At 72.3% G+C, this 12,127-nt stretch carries 7 protein-coding genes; 5 read left to right on the plus strand and 2 right to left on the minus strand.

The window, feature by feature from the left end; translation table 11 throughout:
- Positions 1–8: 8 nt before the first annotated feature.
- The gene (locus tag OG985_RS25570; protein WP_371670666.1) at positions 9–1,430 is read right to left on the minus strand and encodes an MFS transporter; all 1,422 of its coding nucleotides are present in this window, start codon (positions 1,428–1,430) and stop codon (positions 9–11) included.
- 313 nt (positions 1,431–1,743) lie between these two features.
- Here OG985_RS25570 and OG985_RS25575 point away from each other — a divergent pair, with 313 nt between their 5' ends.
- The 5 genes from OG985_RS25575 to OG985_RS25595 all read left to right on the plus strand — a co-directional run bounded on the left by OG985_RS25575 (position 1,744) and on the right by OG985_RS25595 (position 9,657).
- Positions 1,744–2,670, plus strand: a complete 927-nt coding sequence (locus OG985_RS25575) for a DUF3027 domain-containing protein (RefSeq protein ID WP_371670667.1) — start codon at positions 1,744–1,746, stop codon at positions 2,668–2,670.
- Between the two features lie 570 nt (positions 2,671–3,240).
- Complete coding sequence (locus OG985_RS25580; protein WP_371670668.1) at positions 3,241–6,411, plus strand: sacsin N-terminal ATP-binding-like domain-containing protein; 3,171 nt, start codon at positions 3,241–3,243, stop codon at positions 6,409–6,411.
- 233 nt (positions 6,412–6,644) lie between these two features.
- Positions 6,645–7,523: a hypothetical protein gene (locus OG985_RS25585; RefSeq protein ID WP_371670669.1), complete on the plus strand. Its 879-nt coding sequence runs from the start codon at positions 6,645–6,647 to the stop codon at positions 7,521–7,523.
- Positions 7,524–7,714: 191 nt separating this feature from the next.
- Positions 7,715–8,590: a hypothetical protein gene (locus tag OG985_RS25590; protein WP_371670670.1), complete on the plus strand. Its 876-nt coding sequence runs from the start codon at positions 7,715–7,717 to the stop codon at positions 8,588–8,590.
- 218 nt (positions 8,591–8,808) lie between these two features.
- Positions 8,809–9,657, plus strand: coding sequence for a hypothetical protein (locus OG985_RS25595; RefSeq protein WP_371670671.1), 849 nt, complete (start codon positions 8,809–8,811; stop codon positions 9,655–9,657).
- Between the two features lie 25 nt (positions 9,658–9,682).
- Here the strand turns inward: OG985_RS25595 and OG985_RS25600 are convergent, their stop codons facing one another.
- Complete coding sequence (locus OG985_RS25600; RefSeq protein ID WP_371670672.1) at positions 9,683–12,088, minus strand: HAD-IC family P-type ATPase; 2,406 nt, start codon at positions 12,086–12,088, stop codon at positions 9,683–9,685.
- Positions 12,089–12,127 lie beyond the last annotated feature (39 nt).

Here is a 12,127-nt window from a genome sequence, read left to right on the forward strand (position 1 = left end):
CCCGTTCGTTACGCCACCCGCGGCTGTCCGGCGCCCCCGCGCCGGGCCGAGGCCAGCAGACCGCGGGCCGTGCTGACCCAGCCTGCGGCGACGATCGCGGCGGCCACGGACATCCCGAGCGTGCCGTTCAGCGGCAGCACGATGCCGATCGCGCCGCCGAACACCCAGGCCACCTGCAGCAGGGTCTCCGAGCGGGCGAACGCCGACGTGCGCACCAGCTCGGGCACGTCCCGCTGGATCAGCGCGTCCAGCGACAGCTTGGCGAGCGCCTGCGCGAACCCGGCGATCGCCGCCAGACACGCCACCAGGAACGCGCCGAAGAAGATCGCCGCCGTGATCGCCGCGCCCAGCACGAACGCCACGACCGCCACGATGATGATCTCCGGCGCGCGCCGCAGCCACGCCCCGACCGCCGTACCGAGCGCGTTGCCCACGCCCGCCGCGACGCCCACTATGCCCAGCGACACCGCCGCGCTCTCGCCGGTCAGCGGATGCTCCCGCAGCAGGAAGGCCAGATAGAAGATCAGGAATCCGGAGAGGCAGCGCAGGGTGGCGTTGGCGCCGAGGGCGTGGGTGACGGCCGTACCGACCGTACGCAGCCCGGGGCGCTTGACCGGATGCAGGTGCGGCCCGTGCAGATGTTCCTCGTCGGCGGCGAGCAGCGCGATGTCCTCGCCCTTGGACGAGTCGACCTTCGGCGGCAGCGAGAAGGACAGGAACATCCCCGCGATGAAGATCACGAAGGCGCCGTAGAGCGGCCAGCGGGAACCGAGGGACTGCAGCCCGGCCGCGACGGGCGCCGCGATACCGGTCGCGAGGAGGCCGCCGAGTGTGACCCGCGAGTTCGCCTTCACCAGCGAGAAGCCCGGCGGCAGGAGCCGGGGCACCACGGCGCTTCTGACCACCCCGTACGCCTTCGAGGCCACCAGCACTCCCAGCGCCGCCGGATACAGCTCCAGGCTGCCGCTGGCGACCGCTCCGGAGATGATCAGCGCGAGCAGCGCCCGGGCGAGCATCGCGCCCGCCATCGCCGCCCGGCGGCCGTGCGGGAGCCGGTCGAGAAGAGGGCCGATGACCGGGGCGAGGACCGTGAAGGGCGCCATGGTGATCGCCAGGTAGAGCGCGACGCGCCCGCGGGCCTCGTCGGTCGGGACCGAGAAGAAGACCGTGGAGGCGAGCGCCACGGTGATCATGACGTCGCCGGCGCCGTTCACGCCGTGGAGTTCGATCAGCTTGCCGAGGCCGGACTCGCCCGCGCCGTGGGCGTGCGTCGCCTTGCGGATACCGCGGGCCGGGCCCGTCACCGGGAAGTGCAGGGCACGGCCGACGGAGCGGACGGACCCTCTCAACCGGCCCGAACCGCCACCTCGACTGCTGCCCTTGACCCCACCGACTCCGGTGGCTCCTGGGGGTGTCCTCGCGGCTGCCACGACGTCATAGTGCCCCGAGAAAGGCATTGGTAGTGCGGTTACCGCGCGTATGGCCGTGCACTTCTCGACCGGCCGGGTCCGGCGGGTGGGCCGGAAAACATGGGCGCGAAGCGCCGAAGAACAACCTCCGGTGTAGGCCGAGCGCCGGTGAACAGGTAGCGTGCGTATCTCAGCCATCCCGCAGAATGGGTGGTACAGGTGCGCCCGAGTGCGAGCGGGCGCGGACGTCGACGCGGTCCTCCGGTCCGCTCCGTCCGCCCCGCCGCCAAAGGCAGACGCACCCGAGAGACGGCGTAGGAGAGAAGCGATACCTGTGAGCGCAGCGACAACGCGAAGCCGCACCACCGACCGCCTGTGCGCCGAGGCCGTCGACCTCGCCCGTGAAGCAGCCGAGGAGGCAGCCGCACCCGGAGTCGTCGGCGAGCACACCGGACTCCAGGCCGACGGCGACCGGGTTGTCACGCACTTCTTCGAGTGCAAGGACTTCGGGTACCGAGGCTGGCGCTGGGCCGTGACGGTGGCCCGCGCCTCACGCGCCAAGCTCGTCACGCTCGACGAGGTGGTGCTGCTGCCCGGACCGGACGCCCTGCTGGCACCCGAGTGGGTGCCGTGGAGCGAACGACTGCGCCCCGGCGACATGGGCCCCGGCGACCTCCTTCCGACGGACGCCGACGATCTCCGTCTGGAGCCCGGCTACACCGGCGAGGACGAGCCGCCGCCGAACTCCGTCGTCTCGGAGGAACTGGCCGAGCTGGCCGAGGCCGAGGACGCGGAACTCACGCAGGGCCCCCCGGCGGACTTCCGCGGCGCCCCCGCGCGCGGCTCGATCGCCGCGGTCGCCGAGGAACTCGGCATGCGGCGCGCGAGGGTCCTGTCCCGCTACGGGCTGCACGCCGCCGCGGACCGCTGGGAGGAGGCGTACGGCGCCAAGACCCCGATGGCCCAAGCCGCCCCCGCGTCCTGCGTCAGCTGTGCCTTCCTCACGCCGATCGGCGGATCCCTGGGGCAGGCCTTCGGTGTCTGCGCCAACGAGTTCGCCCCGGCCGACGGCCGTGTCGTCTCCCTGGCGTACGGCTGCGGCGGTCACTCCGAAGCGGCCGTCATGCCGAAGCCGCCGCAGCCGCCGCCGCCTCGGCTCGACGAGACGCGGATCGATCCCTTCCCGCTGCGGCCGGCGGCGGACTCGGGGTCCGTACCGGATGTCTCCGACGGGGATGCGGCGGAGTTGGGGCACTCCTAGGTCGCCCTGTCTTGGCGGGTGCGTTGGTTTTGGCGGGTGCCTTTGTTTCGGCGGGTGCCTCGGTTTCGGCGGGCGGCCGGTGCGGGTCGTGCGTGGCGCGCCTTTCCGGGGCTGCGCCCCTGGCCCCCCGTCGGCCTGAACGGCCTCGTCCTCAAACGCCGGACGGGCTGATGGGTGCCGGGCCGGCTGGTGGGTGCCGTACGGGCTGATGGGTGCCGTACGGGCTGACGGGTGCCGGAGTGGCTGAGTGGGTGCCGGAGCGGTTGAGTGGGTGTCGGGCCGGTCGAGTGGGCGCCGGCGCGGCTGAGTGGGTGCCGGAGCGGCCGAGTGGACGCCGGCGCGGTTGAGTGGGTGTCGGGCCGGTCGAGTGGATGCCAGAGCGGTTGAGTGGGCGCCGGAAGTGGCTGAGTGGGTGCCGGGTCGGACGAGTAGGTGTCGGGCCGGACGAGTAGGTGCCGGAGCGGTTGATTCCGGCTGGGGCTCGTCTGCTACGCGCGGGCGGCCCTCCGGCGGGTCCGGGGGGTCCCGGCGCGCGGTACCTTCGTCGTCACGCCGACGAGGAGAGTGAACGTGAGCAAGTTCGTGCGGCCCGCCGCCGAGGGTGCCGATCCGTTCGGGACGGCCCGTCTGCGCCGCGGCGTGCTGGACGCCTGGGCCACCAGCCCGGCCCGGTTCCGCGAGGACGCCAACGCCGAGGAGGACCTCGTCCTCGGTGGCTACCGGGACCGGCTCGTCGTCGAGCTCGCCCAGAACGCCGCCGACGCGGCCGCCAGGGCGGGTGTGCCCGGCCGGCTCCGGCTCACCCTGCGCGACGGCGTCCTCGTCGCCGCCAACACCGGTGCCCCCGTCGACGCGGCCGGCGTCGAGTCGCTGTCCACGCTCCGCGCCTCCGCCAAGCGGGACACCGGCCGGACCGACGACACCGACGACACCGACCCCACGGCCGTCGGAGGCGGCGCGGTCGGCGCGGTGGGCCGGTACGGTGTCGGGTTCGCCGCCGTCCTCGCCGTCACCGACGAGCCCGCACTCGTCGGCCGGCACGGCGGAGTCCGCTGGTCCCTCGGCGAGGCGCGGGTGCTGGCCGAGGAGACGGCCCGGCACAGCCCCGGGCTCGGTGGCGAGATCCGCCGGCGCGAGGGTCACGTCCCGCTGCTGCGGCTGCCCTTCGCCGCCGAGGGCACGGCTCCGGAGCCGTACGACACGGCCGTCATCCTGCCCCTGCGCGACTCCGCGGCCGCCGACCTCGCCGAACGCCTCCTGAACGCCGTGGACGACGCCCTCCTCCTCGCCCTTCCCGGCCTGGAGGAGGTCGTGATCGAGACCGACGAGGTCCGTACCCTGCGTCGCCGTACGCGGGGCGCGGAGACCGTCGTGGAGGACTCCCGGGACGGCACGACACGCTGGCGCACCGCCGCCGCGCACGGGCCGCTCACGCCGGAGCTGCTGGCCGACCGCCCGGTGGAGGAGCGGCTGCGCCCCCACTGGTCGGTCACCTGGGCCGTACCCGTCGACGCCGACGGCGCCCCGGTCCGCCCCCGCACCAGCCCGCACGTCCACGCCCCCACCCCCAGCGACGAGGCGCTCGGCGTGCCCGCCCTGCTCATCGCCTCCTTCCCGCTGGACACCACGCGCCGGCACGCGGCGCCCGGCCCGCTGACCGACTTCCTGGTCCAGCGGGCGGCGGACGCGTACGCCGGGCTCCTCGCCGACTGGCGGCCGGTGAGCGAGGGCGTCATCAGCCTCGTGCCGGGCCCGCTGGGCAAGGGTGAGCTGGACGGCGCGCTGCGGCAGGCCATCCTCGAACGGCTGCCCCGCACCTCCTTCCTGCCGCCCGCCGTCGTCCCCGCCGGCGACGACGCCGACGAACTGCCCGAGTCCCTCCGGCCGCGTGACGCCGAGGTGGTGGAGGGCGCGAGCGCGGACACCGTGCGCGTGCTCGCCGAGGTGCTGCCCACTCTGCTGCCCGGCGGCCTCGAACGACGCGTCGAGCTGCGGACCCTGGGCGTCGCCCGGGTCCCGCTGACCGACGCGGTGGACCGGCTGGCCGGCCTGGAGAAGGAACCCGGCTGGTGGCGGCGGCTGTACGACAGCCTCGCCGGAGTCGACCCGGACCGGCTGTCCGGCCTTCCGGTGCCGCTCGCCGACGGGCGTACGACGATCGGCCCCCGCCAGGTCCTGCTGCCCACCCCCGACGACCGCGCCGATCCGGAGGTGCTGGCCCGGCTCGGTCTCAAGGTCGCCCACGCGGACGCCGCCCACCCGCTCCTGGAGAAGCTGGGCGCGCTGCCCGCGACGCCCCGCGCCGTGCTCACCACGCCCCAGGTGCGGGCCGCCGTGGCCGCCTCCCTGGACGACGAGGGCGGGATGGCGTGGGACGAGGACGTGCCCGGCGCCGAGGAGTTGGCCGACACCGTCCTCGCCCTCGTCCGGGACGCGGGCCTGGAGCCCGGCGACGAGCCGTGGCTGGCCGCTCTCGCCCTCCCCGACGAGGACGGGGAGCTGTCCCCGGCCGGCGAGTTGGTCCTGCCCGGCAGCCCGTTCGCCCAGGTCATGCGGGAGGACGAACTCGCCCTCGTCGACGGCGAGCTGGCGGAGCGGTGGGGCGAACAGCCGCTGGCCGCCTGCGGGGTGCTCGCGAACTTCGCCCTCGTCCGCGCCACGGACGTCGTCCTCGACCCGGACGAACTGGAGCCCCGCGAGGGGAACTTCGCCGAGCCCGACGACGCCGGCCTCCTGGACGCCGTCGACGTGTGGAGCGAGGACGTCCTCGACCGCTTCCCGGACACCCCGGTCCCGCCGGTGGCCACCGAGCTGGTCGCCGTGCGCGACCTGGACCTCGTCGACGAGGACAAGTGGCCCGAGGCCCTCGCCCTGCTGTCCCGCCCCCCGTTGCGTGACGCCATCGTCCAGCCCGTGCGGATCCTGCTGTCCGACGGCACCCACGAGGTCGTACGGCCCTACACCGCGTGGTGGCTGCGCGGGCACCCGGTGCTCGACGGCCGCCGCCCGGCCGGTCTGCTCGCCGCCGGCGGCGACCCGCTCCTGCGCGGCCTGTACGAGGAGGCCGAGGCGACCGGCTTCGACGACGAGCAGGTCCTGCGGGCGCTGGGCGTACGCACGTCGGTGGCCGCGCTGCTCGACGAACCCGGCGGCGCCGCCGAACTCCTTGACCGCCTGGCCGACCCCGACCGCGAGGTCACCCCCGCCCAACTGCACGCCCTCTACGGCGCGCTGGCCGAGCTGGACCCCGAGCAGGTCACCCTGCCGGACGAGCTGCGGGCGGTCGTGGACGGCCGGGTCGAGGTCGTCGACGCGGCCGACGCGGTGGTCGTCGACTCACCCGACCTGCTGCCCTTCACGGACGGCGTCCCCCTGCTGCCGGTGCGCCCGGCCCGCGCCGCCGAACTGGCCGAACTGTTCCAGGTACGGCGCCTGAGCGAGTCCGTGACGGGCCAGGTGGACTCCGAGGGCACAGAACACGAGGTCCCGCAGCCGGTGGCCCTCCTGCTGGGTCCGCGCACCCCCGCGACCTACGTCGAACACGAGGAACTCGTCGTCGACGGCGTCGAACTGGACTGGCGCCTCACCCCGGACGGCGTCCTGCACGCCGCCACCCTGGAGGGCGTGTCCGCCGGCCTCGCCTGGGCAGCGGGCCAATGGCCCCGCCGCTTCGAGGTCGCAGCCCTCCTGGAGGACCCGTCGAGGACGGGAGAACTGGCGCGGGACCGCTGGTTCGACTGAAGCCGAGACGTAGGAGTCCGCGCAGCGGCCCGCCCACCCAGGGCTCTGTTCTCGCGGTCGGCCCGGCGGAGGCGAGTTCGCACACAACACCTGCACGATCCGTACAACCATTCGCTTCCGTCACGGATCTGATCACACGAGCCAACAGGTTCCACCAAGATGTGGCCCCGAGTGACGACGAGCCGTACGGAACGACTGCTGCCGGGGCCCTTTTTCTCCACCGGGGGAAATGCATGCGCATACGTGTCACCGTGGCCGCCGTCACCGGCGCCCTGGCCCTCTCCGCCTTCGCGGTGCCGGCCGCCCAGGCCGTCGACGGCTCCTCCTACCGCGCGGAGGCCGCAGCCGCACTCGGGCACGCCGCCTCCGGCCGGGCCGCGTTCGGCGCCACCACGGCCGCGGACCTGGACGTCAGTTTCTCGAACTTCAAGATCGCCAAGGCGGTCAAGGTCGGTACCACCAACCACGTCTCCACCACGGTCACCTACACGCTGACCCACGGCGCCGACCTGGACATCCACTCCGACGACTTCGACAACGGGCCGTTCATCTACAAGGGCTCGCTCGACGACGCCGAAGGCCCGGACAACGCGCTGTTCGGTGACGCTCCCGCCTCCTGCACCGCCACGTCGGCGACCACCGCCAGCTGCAAGGGCCTGATCGACGTCTACCCCGGTGAGGACGGGATGCTGTTCAACTCCGACGCCGGCAGCTGGAAGGGTGGCGGCCTGGCCGTCATCTACAGCACCGACGACACCGCCGTGCAGGGCGACCTCGGCAAGACCCTGGTCCAGCGCAACTCGAAGCTGACGGTCAACGCCTCGCCGGAGCCGGTGACGAAGGGCAAGACGATCACGGTCACGGGCAAGCTGTCCCGTGCCAACTGGGAGACCCACAAGTACGCGGGGTACACCAACCAGCCGGTCAAGCTGCAGTTCCGCAAGAAGGGGACCAGCACCTACACCACGCTGAAGACCATCACGTCGAACTCGACGGGCAACCTGAGCACGACGGTCAAGGCCACCGCCGACGGCTACTTCCGCTACAGCTTCGCGGGCACCTCGACGACCCCGGCGGTCAGCGCCGCGGGTGACTTCGTCGACGTGAGGTAGCGGTTCCCCAGCACCACTGTGCGCCGCCGGCCCGGGAAGTGTCCCGGGCCGGCGGCGCTTTCGTCATGAAGACGCCAAGGTTGTGCATGCCCGGACAAAATCCGTATCAGCCGCACAACCTGTCCCATCCGCCCCAGGTCTCCACCCGTGAGCCAACAGGCTCCATCACTTCTCCCCCTGGGGAACGCAAAATGCGCATACGTACGACCGTTGCCGCCGTCACCGGCGCCCTGGCTCTCTCCGCCTTCGCCGCGCCGGCCTCGCAGGCCGCCGACTCCGCCTCGTCCTTCCGGGCGGACGTCGTGAAGCTGTCCCAGGCGCACTCCGACTCCGGCGACAGCGCGTTCAGCGCCGCCACCACCGCGTCGGACCCGGACGTCACCTTCTCCAACCTCAAGGTCGCCACGGCGATCAAGGTCGGGACCACCAACCGGGTCGCGACCACGGTCACCTACACGCTGACCCACGGCGCCGACGTCGACATCACCTCCAGCGACTTCGCCAACGGCCCCTACCTGTACAAGGGCTCGGACACCGACCTGGCCGACGCCCTGCTCGGCGACGACCCGGCGACCTGCACCGCGACCTCGTCGACCACCGCCAACTGCAAGGGCGACATCGACATCTACCCGGACGAGGGCGAGCTGACCAGCACCCAGGCCGGCACCTGGTCGGCCGGCGCGGTGGCCGTCCGCTACAGCACCGAGGGCGTCACCCAGCAGAACGGTCTCGGCACCACCCTGCTCCAGCGCTACTCCAAGCTGACGGTCAACGCGTCACCGGAGCCGGTGATGAAGGGCAGGACCATCACCGTCGTGGGCAAGCTGTCCCGTGCCAACTGGGACGACAACAAGTACCACGGCTACACCAACCAGCCGGTGAAGCTGCAGTTCCGCAAGGCGGGGACGAGCACCTACACCACGCTGAAGACCGTCACGTCGAACTCCACGGGCAACCTGGCCACCACCGTCACGGCGTCCACCGACGGCTACTTCCGCTACAGCTTCGCGGGCACCTCGACGACCCCGGCCGTCAGCGCCACGGGTGACTTCGTCGATGTTCAGTAGCCGCCGCCTCACCTGTCGTTCAGGACCTCTCACCACACCGTTCACCGCCGGTCCGGGAGCTGCCCGGGCCGGCGGTGGCCTGATCGTCATGGGCCGGCCAAACGTTGCGTATGCCGGGACAAAATCCGTCCCCGTCCGCACAACCCACCCCGCACTTCACGGATCTCACCCCCGGAGCCAACAGGCTCCACCTCACTTCTCCCCCTGGGGAACGCACCATGCGTATACGCACCACCGTGGCCGCCGTCTCCGGCGCCCTGGTCCTCTCCGGCTTCGCCGTGCCGGCCGCTCAGGCCGCCGACGCCCCCTCCGGCAAGGCCGCGTTCAGCGCCACCGCCGCCGACGGCGTGTCCGCCGCCGCGACGCTCGACGTGACCTTCTCCGACATGAAGGTCAACAAGGGCAAGCCCATCGTCGTCGGTGCCACCAGCACGGTCAGCGTCCCGGTGACGTACACCGTGACGCACGCCGCGGGACTGGACACCAGCCCCGACAACTTCGCCAACGGCCCGCTCATCTACAAGGGTTCCTCCGTGCAGTCCCCGGACAACGTCATCATCAGCGAGGACCCGGGCACCTGCACCGCCGCCTCGACGACCGTCCTCGCCTGCTCGGCCGCCATCAAGATCTACGCGGGTGACGGAGACCTCTCCAGCACCGAGGCAGGCACCTGGCACGCCGGCGGCCTGGCCGTCACCAAGGCCGGCGACACGAAGGTCCAGGGCGACCTCGGCAGCGTCAAGGTCCTGCGCACCGCCAAGCTCACCGTCGACGCCGCCCCGGAGCCCGTGAAGAAGGGCAGGACCCTCACGGTCACCGGCAAGCTGACGCGCGCCAACTGGGACACCAACAGGTACGCGGGCTACTCGACCCAGCCGGTCGTGCTGCAGTTCCGCAAGGCGGGCACCACCACGTACACCGACGTCAAGGGCATCAAGTCGTCCTCGACCGGCACGCTGAAGACCACGACCACCGCGACGGTCGACGGCTACTACCGGTTCGTCTTCGCCGGCAGCGCGACCACCGCGCCGGTCAACGCCACCGGCGACTACGTCGACGTGCAGTAGTCACGACGGCGAACCGCCGTATCGCCTAGGCGGGGACGCGGCGGTCGACCCACCTCCACAGGAGTTCCAGGGCGACCGCCGCCACCGCCGAGACGCCGACCGCGATCCACGGCATCGTGACGCCGACCAGCTTCAGTGCGAAGAAGTGCTGGAGCCACGGCACCATCAGGACCACCACGAACGACGCGCCCATCGAGGCCACCAGGACGATCCGCCACCAGGTGTAGGGGCGGGCGATGATCGCCAGGACCCACATCGAGATCAGAAAGAGCGTCAGGGTGGCCGCGCTGGTCTCGGCGTCCAGCGCGCCGGTTCCGCTGTAGTGGTGGCGGGCGATCAGGTACGTCACGAAGGTCGCCGTTCCGGCCACCACGCCGCCGGGCAGCGAGTACCGCATGACCCGCCGTACGAAGTGGGGCTTCGCCCGTTCCTTGTTGGGGGCGAGGGCGAGGAAGAACGCCGGGATGCCGATGGTGAGGGTCGACAGCAGGGTCAGGTGGCGGGGCAGGAACGGGTACTCGACCCGCCAGCACGCCACCAGGACGGCCAGCAGCACCGAGTAGACGGTCTTCACCAGGAACAGGGTCGCCACCCGGGTGATGTTGCCGATGACCCGCCGGCCCTCCGCGACCACCGAGGGAAGCGTCGCGAAGCTGTTGTTCAGCAGCACGATCTGTGCGACGGCCCGGGTCGCCTCGGACCCCGAGCCCATGGCGACCCCTATGTCGGCGTCCTTGAGGGCGAGTACGTCGTTCACGCCGTCGCCCGTCATCGCGACCGTGTGGCCGCGCGACTGGAGGGCGCCCACCATGTCCCGCTTCTGCTGCGGGGCGACCCGCCCGAACACCGTGCCCTCGTCGAGGGCCCGCGCCATCGCCTCCTGGTCGTCGGGCAGCCGGCGCGCGTCGACGACACCGCCGGTGAGCCCGAGCTTTCCGGCCACCGCGCCCACGGAGACCGCGTTGTCCCCGGAGATGACCTTGGCGTGGACGTCCTGGTCGGCGAAGTAGCGCAGGGTGTCGGCCGCGTCCGGCCGCAGGCGCTGTTCCAGGACGACGAGGGCGACCGGCTCGGCGCCCCGGGCCACCTCGGAGTGGCCGAGGTCGTGGGCCGCCCGGGCGAGCAGCAGGACCCGCAGCCCCTGTTCGTTGAGCCGCTCGGTCTCGGCGAGGGCGCTCGCGTCGGCGTCGTCGTCGGGGTCCAGGAGGACGTCGGGGGCCCCGAGCAGCCAGGTGCCGGACTCGCCGTCGCCCTCGCTGACGGTGGCGCCGCTGTACTTGCGGGCGGAGGAGAAGGGCAGGGACTCGGTGCTGCGCCAGTCCTCGGCGTCCGGGTAGGCGTCGATGACGGCCTGGAGGGAGGCGTTGGGCCGGGGGTCGGACTCCCCGAGGGCGCCGAGGACCTTGCGTACGTACGTCTCGTCGGCGCCCTGGAGGGGCCGCAGCTCGGTCACGTCCATGCCGCCCTCGGTGAGGGTGCCCGTCTTGTCGAGGCAGACGGTGTCGACGCGGGCGAGCCCCTCGATGGCGGGCAGTTCCTGTACGAGGCACTGTTTGCGGCCGAGCCGGATGACTCCGATGGCGAAGGCGACCGAGGTGAGCAGGACCAGCCCCTCGGGGACCATGGGCACGATGCCGCCGACGGTACGGGCGACCGAGTCCTTGAAGCCGTGCTGCTTGACCACGAGCTGGCTGATGACGAGGCCGATCGCGGTCGGGATCATCATCCACGTCACGTACTTGAGGATCGTGGAGATGCCGGTGCGCAGCTCGGAGTGGACGAGGGTGAAGCGGGAGGCCTCCTCGGCGAGCTGGGCGGCGTAGGCCTCGCGCCCGACCTTCGTCGCCTCGAACGCGCCGCCGCCCGCGACCACGAAGCTCCCGGACATGACCTGGTCACCGGGGCGTTTGACGACGGGATCGGCCTCGCCGGTGAGCAGCGACTCGTCGATCTCCAGTCCGTCGGCCTCGGCGCACACCCCGTCCACGACGGCCTTGTCCCCGGGCCCGATCTCGATCAGGTCGCCGAGCACGATCTCCGACGTCCCGACCCGGGCGGCGACGCCGTCCCGCCGTACGGTCGGCCGGGCCTCGCCGATCACGGCGAGCGAGTCGAGGGTCTTCTTCGCCCGCCACTCCTGGACGATGCCGATGCCGGTGTTGGCGAGGATCACGTAGCCGAAGAGGCTGTCCTGGACCGGCGCGACGAACAGCATGACCAGCCAGAGCACGCCGATGATCGCGTTGAACCGGGTGAAGACGTTCGCCCGGACGATCTCGCCCAGGGAGCGGCTGCTGCGCACCGGCACGTCGTTGACCTGCCCCCGCGCGACCCGCTCGGCGACCTCGGCGGCGGTCAGCCCGGTCGCCGCCGCCCGGACGAAGGCAGGGTGCACCGGGTCGAGTCCGGCACGCGCGTGGATGTGCGTCATGGATTCGACGGTACGTGCGGATTTACGGCTTCACCCGCC

This window comes from Streptomyces sp. NBC_00289, assembly GCF_041435115.1.
In the GTDB taxonomy this organism is placed as follows: Bacteria; Actinomycetota; Actinomycetes; order Streptomycetales; family Streptomycetaceae; genus Streptomyces.